Below are 13,703 nucleotides of genomic sequence, written 5' to 3'. Positions count from 1 at the left end.
GACTGATGTTTCTTTCGAAATCTGGGGTCTGCGGCGTGCTCCACCCCGGCGCCACCGCCGGGCCGGCCGCACACCGGGGACTGCGCCCCGCGTGGCTCAGGTGGTTTCAAGCAGATCGCGCAACAGCAACTCGATCTTGTCCAACGGGTGATTGGTCAGGGTCTTGTCGATCTCTGCAACCACGCGGTCAGACACTTCCTTGTGCAGCTTGCTGCGCAGCTCGCCAAGGGTGGCAGGTGGCGCGACCAGAATGATCCGCTCGAAGGCACCTCTGTGGGCCTGTTTGTAGAGGATCTCTGCCAGTTCGTCGGCAAAGCGGTCCTTTGCAAGCTGGTGCCAGTCGGTGTCGTCGTACGCCGAACGCTGGCCCGGCCCGTTGTCATGCATCCGCCCCGGGCGGTTGGCTGACTGCTCCCGGTTTGACGGGTTGTCCTGCTGCTCGATGCGGACGACGTTCAGATCGGGGTTCATGTCGTCCAGATCGTTGCGCAGGAACAGCGCCTTTTCACTGTCAGCGACCAGCACCCAGGTGCCTCGGGTGAGAATGGCCATCACACCTTCTCCTTGTCGCCGCTGCTGTTCTTGTCCTGCCCCAACGCACGGGTCACGCCGGCAGAGGTTTCGTCGTACTGCTTGCCTTCGTCGCGGGTGCCGACCTTGCGCTGCAGCTGGCCATCCGCGCGGCCTTGCTGCGACGGTGCCGGCTTCATCTCTGCCGGGTTCTGACCAAGCACTTCTTCGGTTTCGCTTCTGCCGTCCTTGGATCTGTGACGCTCTGCCATCGGAACTCTCCTTGGTTGTGTGTCATATCAACGCCCGCAGAGGCACGGCGTTCCCCGACAAATGCAAAACGCCCCGCAGTTTCCTGCGGGGCGTGTCACGGAATGTCACCGGTCCTGAAGGGTTCAGCCCAGACGCGAAGCCACGTTTTCCCAGTTCACCAGATTGTCGAGGAAGTTGGTGAGGTAGGCCGGACGCTTGTTGCGGAAGTCGATGTAGTAGGAATGTTCCCACACATCGCAGCCCAGCAGCGTGGTCTGGTTGAAACACAGCGGGTTCACGCCATTCTCGGTCTTGGTGATCTTGAGCGTGCCGTCACCGTCCACAACCAGCCAGGACCAGCCCGAGCCGAACTGACCGGCACCCGCGGCCGCGAACGCTTCCTTGAACTTGTCGACCGAACCGAACGCGTCGGTTATACGGCTTTCCAGTTCGCCCGGCATGTCGTTGCCGCCCGGTCCCATCATCTCCCAGAACTGGGTGTGGTTCCAGTGCTGGCTGGCATTGTTGAAGATGCCCGACTGAGCCACGGCACCGGCGTCATAGGTGCCCTTGACGATCTCCTCGACCGACTTGCCTTCCCATTCGGTGCCGGCGATCAGCTTGTTGCCGTTGTCGACATAGGCCTTGTGGTGGATGTCATGGTGGAACTCGAGCGTTTCCTTGGACATGCCCTTGCTGGCCAGTGCGTCGTGTGCGTAGGGAAGATCCGGAAGTTCAAAAGCCATTTTATGTGCCCTCTCGTGTTATGAAAATCGCTGAGTGATACCTGATGCCTCGCAGCCCCAAGGTCAAGTCCGAGCGCGCTTTGTCCGCTGTGGTTCAACGCTGCTCGACCTGACAGGTTCCTTCGCCGCTGTAATGGCTGCCAAAACCGGGCGGGGTTGCTGATACCAGCATCCGGCCGGCGGCCTTGACGTAGGTTGCGGTGTATTGCAGGTGCCGGGCATACTGTCCCGACCGGGTTCTGGCCGGGATGGTCCAGACAAATGTCTTGCGCCGGGGGTTGTCCATCGCCACCCGGCCCCGCACCGGGGCGCGGTCGTTGAAATACAGGATCAGCGGGTCCGATACCACAACACTGCTGTTGTCGTCCTCGACTCCGAGGAACAGGATTTCGGGAATCCAGCCGCTGTTTCCATGTTCCTGGATACGGCAAACATAGGTCTGTGCCGCTTTGGCCATCGGGGCGGCGAACAGGCAGGCCGCCAGCATTATGGCTCTGAGCACAAAATCATCCCTTGTGTGACACGCTGTCAGCCCTGCGAGCCTAAGGGCAACTTCCCGAACTGAACAGGGTTGGCCGGGAAATAGTTGCTGCTGACGGGCCAAACCGCGCGCTGCCGCCCGGCTCAGGGCAGACTTGCGACATGCCGGGCACTATCAGAACATGCCGACCTCGCCGCCGGGTGCCGCCGCAGTGCACAGCAGGGCGAACATGTAGGGCGCCACAGATCGGAAGCACACGATCCGGGCCTCCGCGTCGTCGACCAGCCAGACCGCAGCCGCGACCTGGGCAAACCGGGTCCGTCGGATCGTCCCGGGTTGAAAGGCGGCGGCGGACATGTCCACCGGCGCAAGTTTGGCGATCACCTCGCGCATACGGGGCCCGCGCACCTCGAATACAGCCCGGGCATCCGAGACATCGACCGCAAGGGCATGTGCCCCGCCGAGCGCATCCGTCAACTGCGCCAGGGTGGCGCCGGCCTCGGGATAGGGACAGAACACCAGCAGCTCGTCCGGCGACATCCATGCGGCCCCCCGCGCCCCGTCAAAAACCACGGTGCGGGGCGCCGGCACCCCGACACCGGCGCTGTTGGTGACGGCGCTCTGCAGTGCCTCGCTGTCCAGATCGCCCCGCAGCGCGATCATGCCGTGCAGCCCGGCCTCCTGCACATGCACCAGACCATCAAAAGAGGCGTTGCTCAGTGCGCTTACAGGCTCAGACATTCTGTTTCTCCCCTTCCGGGTCAAAGAACACGGCGTTGACAATTTTTGTCGGCACGGTCGTGCCGTCGAGCTTGCTGAACTCCAGCGTTTCGCCCATGCGCTCCGGTCCGTTCAGGACCAGACCCATGGCGATGCCCCGGCCCAGCGTCGGCGAATGGTAGGTCGAGGTGACCCGCCCTTGGGTATTGCGCTGGCCGTTGGCGTTTTTGCCCGGCGCGGCGGCAAGGGCACCGTCCGGCAGCACCGACCCATCTGCGGTCTCAAGTCCGACCAGCTGCCAGCGCGTCGGGTCCGTCATATGGCTGCGGGCCTGGGCGCGCTTGCCGATATAATCCGCCTTCTTCTTCGAAATGGCCCAGCCCAGACCGAGATCCTGTGGGATCACGGTGCCGTCGGTTTCATCGCCGATCATGATGAACCCCTTTTCCGCCCGCAGGATGTGCAGCGCCTCGGTGCCGTAGGCGGTGGCGTTCCATTCGGCGCCCGCCGCATGCAGCATTTCCCAGAGCGCAAGCCCCTGCGAGGCCGGCACCGCCACCTCGTAACTGAGTTCGCCGGAAAACGAGATGCGGAAGATCCGCGCCGGGATTCCCGCCAGTGTGCCGTCGCTCCACTGCATGAACGGCAAGGCATCCTTGCTCACATCCATGCCGCCCAGCTTTTCCAGCAGCTTGCGGGCGTTGGGGCCGACCACGGCGATCTGGGCGTATTGCTCGGTGACATTCGCGGTGTAGACCTTCCAGTCCCACCATTCGGTTTGCAGCCACTCTTCCATGTGACCGTGAATGCGCTCGGCACCGCCGGTGGTGGTGTGGCAGAGCCAGGTGTCGTCACTGATCCGGGCGACAACGCCGTCATCCATCAGGAACCCGTTCTCGCTGCACATGAGACCATAGCGGCATTTTCCCACCGGCAGGGTCGACATCATGTTGGTGTAGAGCATGTCGAGAAAGCGGCCCGCGTCCGGCCCCTTGACAACGATCTTGCCCAGGGTCGAGGCATCGAGCAGGCCAAGGCTGGCGCGGGTGGCGATGACCTCGCGCTGTACCGCCTGCTCCACGGTCTCGCCGCCCTGGGGAAAGCAGTAGGGACGGCGCCACTGACCGACCGGTTCCCAGTGCGCGGCGTGGCTCTGGTGCCACTGGTGCAAGGGAGTCTCGCGTACGGGCTGAAAGATCTCGCCCCGCGCCTGACCGGCGATGGCCCCCATCGAGATCGGGGTATAGGGCGGGCGGAAGGTGGTGGTGCCGACGCTGGGAATATCAGCCCCAAGCGCCCGAGAAAGGGTCGCCAGACCGTTGATGTTGCTAAGCTTTCCCTGATCCGTGGCCATGCCCAGCGTGGTGTAGCGCTTGGCGTGTTCGACGGATTCATACCCTTCCTGCGCCGCGAGCTGGATATCCGAGACCTTGACGTCGTTCTGGAAATCCAGCCAGGCCTTTGCGCGCAGCGCGACATTCGCGCCCTGCGGCATCAGCCAGACCGCCATCATCGGCGCCTCGGGCTGTTCCGGGGCCTGCGGCACGGCCGTGCTCTTCGGCTTGAATCCGGCGGCGGTGGCAGCCGACACACCGGCGGTGGTGGCGTCGGTCAGGGTGTCGCGCAGGTGAATGTAGCCGTTGGCGGCCCCGGCCGGGATCACAAAGGGCGTGCCGTCATGGCCGGTCGGCGCCTTGCCAAGATCGGGACGGAAAAACGCCTGTTGTTCATCCCAGACGAGTTTGCCGCCGCAGTGCGACCACAGGTGCACCACCGGGGACCAGCCGCCGGACATGGCAACCGCGTCGCAGGCAATGGTTTCCAGCACCGCGCCCTCGCCGGCCTGGGCGCAGATGGTGACACCGGTGACCTTGCGGCTGCCCTGGACCGAGGCGATGGCCTTGCCCCTGAGCACCCGGATGCCGAGGGCTTCGGCCTGCTGCATCAGTGCGCCGCCGCCCTGCGGCCTCGCATCGAGGATCACCGGTACGTCGAGGCCGTGCTCCTGCAGGCAGATCGCGGTGCGATAGGCGTCGTCGTTGTTGGTGACGACCACGGTGCGGTCGCCGATCGAGACCCCGTAGTTCACCACATAGTCGCGCACCGCCGAAGCGAGCAGCACCCCGGGCACATCGTTGCCCGCAAAGCTGAGCGGACGTTCGATGGCGCCTGTCGCGGTGACGATCTGCCGCGCGCGGATGCGCCAGAGCCGGTGGCGCGGGCCGGCGGCTTCCGGCGCGTGATCGTTCAGCCGCTCGTAGCCGAGCGCATAGCCGTGGTCATAGACCCCTGCCCCCATGGTGCGGTTTCTGAGCGTGACATTGTCCATGTTCCCAAGGGCCTGGACAGCGTCATTGATCCAGTCCTGTACCGGTTTTCCGTCAATCTCGCCACCATCGACCGGGGTGCGGCCGCCCCAGTCCGCCGATTGTTCCAGCAACAGCACCTGGGCCCCGGACCCTGCGGCGCCAAGCGCCGCCTGAAGCCCGGCAACGCCGCCGCCGAGGATCAGCACATCGGTGAAGGCGTAGAAATGTTCGTAGGTATCGGCATCGACGGTTTCGGCGTCAGGCGCGGCTCCGAGACCGGCCGAGCGGCGGATGATCGGTTCGTAGAAGTGTTTCCACAGCGGGCGCGGATGGATGAACATCTTGTAGTAGAAGCCGGCAGGCAGAAAGCGGCTGAGGTGGGTGTTGACCGCGCCCACGTCGAAGTTGAGGCTGGGCCAGTGGTTCTGGCTGGTGGCGGTCAGCCCGTCGAACAGCTCGGTTGTGGTGGCGCGCTGGTTGGGCTCGAACCGCGCGCCCTGCCCGAGATTGACCAGCGCGTTCGGCTCTTCGGCGCCGGAGGCAACCGGGCCGCGCGGTCGGTGATATTTGAAACTGCGCCCCATCAGCAACTGGCCGCTGGCCAGCAGCGCCGAGGCCAGAGTGTCGCCCTGCACACCGCGCAGGTTCTGACCGTTGAAACGGAAACTCATCGGTTTGGAGCGGTCGGTCAGGCGGCCGCCGGTGGCGAGTCGGGTGCTCATGTCTTAGACCTCTGCGCTGGGTGTCGGGGCGGATTCTCGAGTATTTGCAAAGAGAAGAAACATCATCCCTGATCACTCCACGACCAGCCGGGCCGCCGGGCGGCGATGCGGTCGCGGATCTGCTGCGGTGGTTCGCTGACCTGGGCGCTGTAGGTGCCGAAGACTTCGAGAGTCGCGGTGCACCGGGCGGCGTGAAACCATTTGCCGCAGCCGTAGGCATGGCGCCAGCGTTCGAAATGCACGCCCTTGGGATTCTGGCGCTGGAACAGGTAGCTCTCGAAGGCGTCATCGGAACTGTCGGGGCCCCGGCGCACGAGATGCGCCTCACCACCGCCGTGCAGTTCGGTTTCCTCGGCCTTGACGCCGCAATAGGGACATTCGAGGATCAGCACGATGTGGCTCCTTCCGGACGGGGGGCGAACGCCAAAAGACCGGTCCCGCGCTGGGCGGGGCCGGTCCGGTCGCAAGAGAAAAGATGTGTCGGCTCAGTTGCCTTCGGTTGCGCTCTTGGCAGCGCCCTCGACAGCTTCCGCAGCGCTTTCGATGGCCGTGCCCGCGTCGGACGCTGCATCCCCGGTACCTTCGACGGTGATGTTGACATCGGACGGGCTCGACGCGGTTTCGCCACCGTCGTTATCGCCACCGAACATGACAAAGGCCAGAACCGCGACAACGACGACGAGGATGCCGACGATGAAGGCCATGCCGGTGTTGCCGCCGGAATTCGTGGTTGTGGTGGTTGTGGTGCTGGAGGGCGGCGGCGATTGCGGAGGGGTGGTGTGCGGCGGGGTGTTGTACGGTTCGGCCATGTCGGTGCTCCTGTGTGGTGGTCTGTTGCAGAGGCAACGACCGACAGCGCACGCAGGTTCCCGCCAATACTGCCAAAGTCCGGACCCGGCGATTTTTCGCCAGTTGGCGCCGCACAGGGCAGCGGGGACATGACGCCGGACCGAGGCATCAGTGCGCCACTCCGGCGGCCACGGATTCGTCGATGAAACGCCCTTCGCGGAAGCGGTCAAGCCCGAAGGCCGAGGCCAGTGGTCCCGGCTCGCCGCGGGCGATCATCTCGGCGGTGGCCCAGCCCGAGCCGGGGATCGCCTTGAAGCCGCCGGTGCCCCAGCCGCAGTTCACGAAGCAGCCCGCCAGCGGCGTTCTGGACAGGATGGGCGAGCGGTCGCCGGTGACATCCACGATACCCCCCCACTGCCGCAGCATCTTCAGCCGCGAGAGCATCGGAAAGGTCTCGATCAGTGCGCGCACGGTTTCCTCGACGTGATGGAACGAGCCGCGCTGGGTGTAGTTGTTGTAGCCGTCGGTGCCGCCGCCGATCACCATTTCGCCCTTGTCGGACTGGCTCATGTAGCCGTGCACGGTGTTGGCCATGATCACCACGTCCATGATCGGCTTGATCGGCTCGGAGACCAGCGCCTGCAGCGCCACGGATTCGATCGGCAGCCGGAAGCCGGCCATCTGTGCCAGCACCCCGGAGTGACCGGCGACGACGATGGCCAGCTTGTCGCAGTCGATCTCGCCCTTGTTGGTGGTCACGCCCCGGACCTTGCCCGCTTCGGAGCGTACAGCCGTGACCTCGCATTGCTGGATGATGTCCATGCCCATGTCCGAGCAGGCCCGCGCGTATCCCCAGGCCACGGCGTCATGACGCGCAGTGCCACCGCGCGGCTGCCAGAGCGCGCCGAGCACCGGATAACGCGGGCCGTCCAGACGGATGATCGGACACAGTTCCTTGACCTTTTCCGGGCCGATGAACTGGGTGTCGACCCCTTGCAGGGCATTGGCATGGGCAGTGCGCTCGTAGCCGCGCACCTCGTGATGGGTCTGGGCCAGCATCATCACGCCACGCGGCGAGAACATCACGTTGTAGTTCAGATCCTGGCTCATCGTCTCGTAGAGGCTGCGGGCCTTTTCGTAGATCGCGGCCGAGGGATCCTGCAGGTAGTTCGAGCGGATGATCGTGGTGTTGCGTCCGGTGTTGCCACCGCCGAGCCAGCCCTTTTCAAGGATCGCCACATTGCGGATGCCATGGTTTTTGCCAAGGTAATAGGCGGTGGCCAGGCCATGTCCGCCGGCGCCGACGATCACCACATCGTACTTTTTCTTCGGCGTGGCCTTGCGCCAGGCACGCTCCCATCCCGAATGATGACGCAGGGCCTCTCGGGCGATGGCAAAGGCGGAATAGCGTTTCATGGCACTCGATTCTGATCCATGGGAGGCGTTGGACGTTATGTGGACTGGAGCACGTTTGAGACCAATGCCGCAACCGTCACAACATCGCGCAGTTGCGACATGCGGCGAGATGTCGGGGATTTGCCCCTTTTGTCGGAGGCCCCCGCGCATTAGATGTCAGGCAGAAACGACACGGTTGGGGAGACCGCATGATTTTGTTCTGGAGCCTTTGCGCCGGGCTTGCGCTTGCGATGACCGGCCTGCTGGTCCTGACGCTGTTGCGCGGACGGCGGGACACCGGGCCGGTGCAGGCCTTCGACATGCAGGTCTACCGAGACCAGCTGCGCGAGGTGGAACGGGATCTGGCGCGGGGCACCATCGGCGAGGAAGACGGCGAGCGGCTGCGGGCCGAAGTGTCGCGTCGGCTGCTGGCAGCGGATTCCGAAGTGCGCGGCGATACCGGCGGGGCAACGCAGCCACAGGGCGTGGCGCTGATGGCCGCGCTGTTGATCGCAGGAGTGCTCGTGGGTGGCGGCGGCTGGCTTTACACCCGGCTCGGTGCACCGGGCTATGGTGATCTGGGCCTGCAGGCCCGGATCGCGGCGGCGGCTGATGCCCGTCAGAACCGCCCCCGTCAACAAGAAGCCGAAGCGCAGTTGCCCGAGACCACGCAGCCAGAGGCGCCGCAGGAATATGTCGACCTCGTGCTGCGGCTGCGGGAAGCGGTGGCCGAACGCCCGGACGACCTGCAGGGACATGTCCTGCTGGCCCGCAGCGAGGCGGCGCTGGGTCATTTCGCCCGGGCCTACAAAGCCCAGCAACAGATCTTGCGGCTGAAAGGCGATTCCGCCAGCGCCAAGGATTACGCCGATCTGGCCGACATGATGGTGCTGGCGGCAGGGGGCTATGTCTCGCCCGAGGCCGAAGCCGCACTGGACGCGGCGATGGCGCGCGACCCCGACAACGGCGTGGCGCGGTATTACGGCGGGCTCATGCTGGCCCAGACCGGGCGCCCGGATGCCGCTTTCCGTCTGTGGGACAACCTGCTGCGGGAAAGCCGCCCCGAGGATCCCTGGGTGGCGCCGGTCTCCGGCCAGATCGAGGACATGGCCCTGCGCGCAGGGATCACCGACTACCGCCTGCCGGAAACCGCGCTGCCACTGGCGGGCCCATCGCAGGACGACATCACGGCAGCCGCGGAACTGACGCCGGAACAGCGCATCGAGATGATTCGCAGCATGGTGGTGCGTCTGTCGGACCGGCTTGCCACCGAGGGCGGCACACCGCAGGAATGGGCCCGGCTGATCGGCGCCTATGGTGTGCTCGACAACCAGGCGCAGGCCATCGCCATCTGGGACAACGCCAAGGAGGTCTTTGCCGGCAAGGAAGACGCGCTGGAGATCGTCCGTGAAGGCGCGCGCAACGCCGGTATCGCCCAATGACCCCGGTGTATCCGCACCTGAGGCGACCGGCAGTGGTCCGCGGAACGGCGGGGGATGTTCCCCTGCCCCGCTGCCGGGCGGCGGTGATGCCATGATCCTTGAATCCATCGAGGAATTTGCCGCCACGCTGCCCCGGGCCCGGCCGATCCTTGGCCTGGATCTGGGCGAGAAGACCATCGGCGTGGCCACATCCGATGGTCTGCTGACCGTCGCCACGCCACTGGAAACCATTCGCCGCAAGAAGTTCACCCTCGACGCCGCCCGCCTGCAGGAACTCATCGCCGGTCGCGACGTTGCCGGGGTCGTTCTGGGTCTGCCGCGCAACATGGATGGCTCGGAAGGACCGCGCTGCCAGTCCACCCGGGCCTTTGCGCGCAATTTCGAACGGCTCTGGCCCGGGGCGATCACCTACTGGGATGAACGCCTGTCCACCGTTGCCGCCGAACGTGCCCTGCTCGAGGCGGATACGTCGCGAAAGCGTCGTGCCGAGGTGATCGACCATGTCGCCGCCTCGTATATCCTTCAGGGTGTGCTGGACCGGCTCCGCCACATTCGACTTTACCCGCAGACAGGCTCTGACGCATGAGTGACGACATCTGGACGCGCAACGAGATTGACAGCCCCTGCACCAAGATCTGCGTCATCCATCCCGAGGCGCGGCTTTGTACCGGCTGCCTGCGCAGCATCGACGAGATAACCCGCTGGTCGAAGATGCCGCCGGAAGAGCGCCGTCGCCTGATGGCGGAACTGCCCTCGCGTCAGGGACAGTTGAGCAAACGCCGCGGCGGTCGCGCCGCGCGGCTGACACGCGGCTGAGAGCACCCCGCGCATCCGCCGGTTGCCTGCGGACCCACCGGCACGTTTCGGCGTGTCACGGCCGCGACGACAGCCATGCTGTGACCCCGCCCGGCATCAGCGGGCGGAAATAGGCCATCATCCGGCCCTCGGGAGGGGCCTGTGCTCCTGGCTCCCACGGGCCGACGCCGTGCAGGATCAGGCGGTGCAGCAGCAGCGCCTCGCCCGGAATGGCGCGCAACGGCACACGCGGGCAGGTCTCGAACACCACACGACGGGCCGCCTGATATGCCTCGGTCACGTCGATGCGGTGCCACTCCCGGGGATCATGGGGATCCAGCGCCCTGAGCAGCGCCGCGCGCAGAATTTCGTGACTGCCCTCCCAGACCACAAGCGGGCTGGCGCCTGCGTCGCAATGTGTGAGTGGCAGCCCGAGTATGAAGGCATGCGGCTCGAGAATCCGGCGCCGCCGCGCGTCGCCCTCGGCGATGATCCCGTCGACATGCGCCGAATCGCGGTTCAGCCGGTACCGGAACGCGGCCGCGCTGTCCTCCCTGCGCGGACGCGGGTAACCGGGATAGGTGATCGACAACTGCGCCGGGTGCAGCGGCGGCAGCGGGTCCAGCGTGTCCAGTGCCGGGCCTTGCAGCGGCACGCCGTCGATGCTGCCGTCCGGGGCCGTGGGCAAGGCATCGACCCCGACGAACCAGGTGCCATCACAGTCAAGGTGGGCAGCCCGCATCTCGGGATCCCGCGCCACCCGCAGCCCGGCACGATGCGCCGCCCTGGCCCAGGTCAGTGTGGCGGCATCAGCGGCGAAACGAGACCAGCCGCGATCGTTCATCGGATTTATCCCCACGTCGCCTTGCGCAACATGTTTAACGCAACGAACAGGATAAACACAGCAAACACCCGGCGCAGCACCATTGCGTCCATCGCATGCGCAAGCCGCGCGCCCAGCGGCGCCGTGATCAGCGTCATCGACACCGCCACCGCAAACGCCGCGAGGTTGACCGAGCCCAGCATGTAGGGCGGCTGCGCCTCGACCGGAACGCCAACCAGGAGGAACACAGCAACGGACGGCACCGCGATCAGCACGCCGAAACCTGCCGCTGTCGCCACGGCCCGGTGCATCGCCACGCCGAACAGCGACATCAGCGGCACTCCAAAGCTGCCTCCGCCGATGCCCATCAGCACCGACAGGAACCCGACAACCGGCGAGAGCAGCGCCCGCAACAGGCCACCGGGCATTTGTGCGCCCAGCCGCCAGCTCTGGCGCCCGAACGCCAGGTAGAGCCCGACCAGAAAGGCGGTGACGCCAAAGATCACCTGCAGCGTCGTGGTCCGCAGCGCCGCCGCGATCATCACCCCCAGCAACGCGCCGATGGCGATCCCCGGAGCCCAGCTGCGCAGGATGTCCCAGTCGACCGCGCCGCGCTTTTGATGCGCCATGACGGAACGCATCGACGTCACGATGATCGCCGCCAGAGATGTCGCCAGACAGATCCGCATCAGGTAGGGCCCGTCATAGCCAAGGGTCTGGAACACATAGAAAAACGCCGGCACATGCACGATGCCGCCGCCGACGCCCAGCATCCCCGCCAACAAGCCGGCAAACGCGCCGGCCACCATCAGCAGGCTGATCAGCGGCAAAAGGGTGTTGACGTCGGCCATGCTCGGATTCCTGTGTGATGTTGGCGGTGATAGACAGGCTTGGACCGCCAATGGCAAGGTCAAAGGCCCCCTCCGGCATTCATCACGCGGGTTGTGCGGCCTGCATGCGCGCAAGTGCCTGGTGAATGAGCGCCGGCCCCGCCCCTCTCTTCGAGGCCCCTTCTGACAGCACCCGCCGCCAGAGCCGCCCGCCCGGTCGTCCCGCGAACAGGCCCATCATGTGTCGCGTGATCTGGTGCAACCGACCGCCCGCGACCAGATGCGCCTCGATATAGGGGATCATGGCCAGCGCGATGTCGACCGGGTCCGCTGTGGCGGCGATCTCGCCAAAGATCCGTGCATCCGCCTGGGCCAGGATATCCCAGGGCTGATGGTAGGCGGCACGGCCCACCATCACGCCATCCAGACCCGCGTCCAGGAACGCCTGCGCCTGCTCCAGCGAGGTGATGCCGCCGTTGACCGACAGGTGCAGCGCCGGGAACAGGCCCTTCATCCGCAGCACCAGATCGTAGTCCAATGGCGGAATGTCCCGGTTCTCCTTCGGGCTCAGGCCCTGCAACCAGGCCTTGCGGGCATGAATGATGAACCGGTCACAGCCCGTCGCCGCGACACGCGCGATGAATTCCGGCAGAACGTCTTCCGCGTCCTGGTCGTCGACTCCGATCCGGCACTTGACGGTCACCGGCACGGCGACGGCATCCTGCATCGCGGCGACACACTCGGCCACCAGACCGGGTTGTTTCATCAGGATCGCCCCAAACGTACCCGACTGCACCCGGTCGGACGGACACCCGACATTGAGGTTGATTTCGTCATACCCAGCGCGCGCCCCGAGCCGCGCCGCCGCCGCGAGCTCTGCCGGGTCCGAGCCGCCCAACTGCAGCGCAACCGGATGTTCATCGGGATGAAAGTCCAGCAAATGCAGCGCCCCGCCCCTGACGAGCGCCGGAGAGGTGACCATCTCGGTGTACAGCAGCGACCGGCTTGAAAGCAGACGGTGCATGTATCTGCAATGACGGTCGGTCCAGTCCATCATGGGTGCCACGGACAGGCGAGCGGCGCGGACAACGTCCGATTTCCCTTGTTTTATTGGGTCTTCCTGCTCAGCCATCCGTTCCGTCTTCCTCTGTTTGGGGCCTGTTTGCCCCCGTTTTTGCACCCGGTGCAACACAATGTTGCACCCCGGCCGAATTGTTGCACCGCCGCGCACGCCCTCCGCCTGGCCGTTCTCAATCATGGAAACGGCACCAGCTTCCCGCCGCAGCGCGGGTCTTTCAGCGCATCGATGATGAGATATCGAACTTAGGGCACGGATCCAAACGCGCCCTGAATTCCGAGCCGATTTCCCGGATATGGCTTTGATGATGTGACCGCCCCCCGACGGCATCAATGTGCCAAGGTGGGTCTGCGATGATCCACAAAGGAGGACGGTCATGTCGGAGATTATCACGGTCGGGCTCGATCTGGCGAAGAATGTGTTCCAGGTGCATGGGGCCGACGGCACTGGTTGTGCGGTCCTGCGCAAGAAGTTACGGCGCGCTCAGGTGCTGGAGTTTTTCGGACAACTGCCAGCCTGCGTCGTCGCGATGGAAGCCTGCGGCGGCGCTCATTTCTGGGGTCGTGAGATCGGCAAGCTGGGCCATGACGTTCGGCTGATCCCACCCGCCTACGTCAAGCTGTTCGTGAAGCGGCAGAAGAATGATGCGGCCGATGCCGAGGCGATCTGCGAGGCGGCATTGCGGCCGACGATGCGCTTCGTTCCGGTGAAGAGCGAAGAGACCCAGGGCGCGGCCATGGTGTTCCGCGTGCGCGATCTTCTGATCCGGCAGCGGACTCAGGCCATAAATGCGCTGCGCGGTCATCTGGCC

At 65.3% G+C, this 13,703-nt stretch carries 16 protein-coding genes; 4 read left to right on the top strand and 12 right to left on the bottom strand.

Translation table 11 applies throughout. From position 1 onward, the window contains the following. Positions 1-96: 96 nt before the first annotated feature. From FOY53_RS08515 to FOY53_RS08475, 9 genes are all read right to left on the bottom strand, one after another. Positions 97-552: a baeRF12 domain-containing protein gene (locus FOY53_RS08515; protein ID WP_146587758.1), complete on the bottom strand. Its 456-nt coding sequence runs from the start codon at positions 550-552 to the stop codon at positions 97-99. Continuing rightward, positions 552-782 (bottom strand): hypothetical protein, encoded by a 231-nt coding sequence (locus FOY53_RS08510; RefSeq protein ID WP_146587756.1) that lies wholly within the window; start codon positions 780-782, stop codon positions 552-554. Before FOY53_RS08510 ends, FOY53_RS08515 begins: the two co-directional genes overlap by 1 nt. A 123-nt stretch (positions 783-905) precedes the next feature. Then, positions 906-1,508, bottom strand: coding sequence for a superoxide dismutase (locus FOY53_RS08505; protein ID WP_146587753.1), 603 nt, complete (start codon positions 1,506-1,508; stop codon positions 906-908). Between the two features lie 94 nt (positions 1,509-1,602). Further along, positions 1,603-2,010 carry a hypothetical protein gene (locus FOY53_RS08500; protein ID WP_146587751.1) on the bottom strand — a complete coding sequence of 136 codons (408 nt, stop codon included), beginning with the start codon at positions 2,008-2,010 and terminating at the stop codon, positions 1,603-1,605. Between the two features lie 153 nt (positions 2,011-2,163). After that, positions 2,164-2,730: a sarcosine oxidase subunit gamma gene (locus tag FOY53_RS08495; RefSeq protein ID WP_146587749.1), complete on the bottom strand. Its 567-nt coding sequence runs from the start codon at positions 2,728-2,730 to the stop codon at positions 2,164-2,166. Further along, the gene (locus FOY53_RS08490) at positions 2,723-5,740 is read right to left on the bottom strand and encodes a sarcosine oxidase subunit alpha family protein (RefSeq protein WP_146587747.1); all 3,018 of its coding nucleotides are present in this window, start codon (positions 5,738-5,740) and stop codon (positions 2,723-2,725) included. Before FOY53_RS08490 ends, FOY53_RS08495 begins: the two co-directional genes overlap by 8 nt. Positions 5,741-5,802: 62 nt before the next feature. Next, complete coding sequence (locus tag FOY53_RS08485) at positions 5,803-6,132, bottom strand: sarcosine oxidase subunit delta (protein WP_146587745.1); 330 nt, start codon at positions 6,130-6,132, stop codon at positions 5,803-5,805. Between the two features lie 93 nt (positions 6,133-6,225). Further along, positions 6,226-6,549, bottom strand: coding sequence for a hypothetical protein (locus FOY53_RS08480; protein ID WP_146587743.1), 324 nt, complete (start codon positions 6,547-6,549; stop codon positions 6,226-6,228). Between the two features lie 148 nt (positions 6,550-6,697). Then, a complete protein-coding gene (locus tag FOY53_RS08475) occupies positions 6,698-7,945 on the bottom strand; it encodes a sarcosine oxidase subunit beta family protein (protein ID WP_146587741.1) in 1,248 nt (415 codons plus the stop codon). A gap of 188 nt (positions 7,946-8,133) precedes the next feature. On the opposite strand from FOY53_RS08475, the gene ccmI reads away from it, so the two are divergent. The 3 genes from ccmI (at position 8,134) to FOY53_RS08460 (ending at position 10,182) form a co-directional block, all read left to right on the top strand. Beyond that, entirely contained in the window at positions 8,134-9,366 is a 1,233-nt protein-coding gene (ccmI, locus tag FOY53_RS08470; RefSeq protein ID WP_186766548.1) for a c-type cytochrome biogenesis protein CcmI, read from the top strand. A gap of 91 nt (positions 9,367-9,457) precedes the next feature. Continuing rightward, on the top strand, positions 9,458-9,952 hold the full coding sequence (ruvX, locus tag FOY53_RS08465; protein WP_146587739.1) for a Holliday junction resolvase RuvX: 495 nt from the start codon (positions 9,458-9,460) through the stop codon (positions 9,950-9,952). After that, the gene (locus FOY53_RS08460; RefSeq protein WP_146587737.1) at positions 9,949-10,182 is read left to right on the top strand and encodes a DUF1289 domain-containing protein; all 234 of its coding nucleotides are present in this window, start codon (positions 9,949-9,951) and stop codon (positions 10,180-10,182) included. Before ruvX ends, FOY53_RS08460 begins: the two co-directional genes overlap by 4 nt. A 55-nt stretch (positions 10,183-10,237) precedes the next feature. Here FOY53_RS08460 and FOY53_RS08455 read toward each other — a convergent pair whose 3' ends face one another. The 3 genes from FOY53_RS08455 to dusA form a co-directional block, all read right to left on the bottom strand. Beyond that, positions 10,238-11,005: a hypothetical protein gene (locus FOY53_RS08455; RefSeq protein WP_146587735.1), complete on the bottom strand. Its 768-nt coding sequence runs from the start codon at positions 11,003-11,005 to the stop codon at positions 10,238-10,240. 5 nt (positions 11,006-11,010) lie between these two features. After that, entirely contained in the window at positions 11,011-11,835 is an 825-nt protein-coding gene (locus FOY53_RS08450; RefSeq protein WP_146587733.1) for a sulfite exporter TauE/SafE family protein, read from the bottom strand. 82 nt (positions 11,836-11,917) lie between these two features. Next, positions 11,918-12,946 (bottom strand): tRNA dihydrouridine(20/20a) synthase DusA, encoded by a 1,029-nt coding sequence (gene dusA, locus FOY53_RS08445; protein WP_146587731.1) that lies wholly within the window; start codon positions 12,944-12,946, stop codon positions 11,918-11,920. Positions 12,947-13,268: 322 nt separating this feature from the next. Here dusA and FOY53_RS08440 point away from each other — a divergent pair. After that, positions 13,269-13,703: IS110 family RNA-guided transposase (locus tag FOY53_RS08440; protein WP_146587729.1), on the top strand; the 435-nt coding region annotated here is incomplete at its 3' end.

The organism is Puniceibacterium confluentis, from assembly GCF_007923445.1.
Lineage (GTDB): Bacteria > Pseudomonadota > Alphaproteobacteria > Rhodobacterales > Rhodobacteraceae > Puniceibacterium > Puniceibacterium confluentis.
This window is presented reverse-complemented; position numbering and strand designations above follow the sequence as displayed.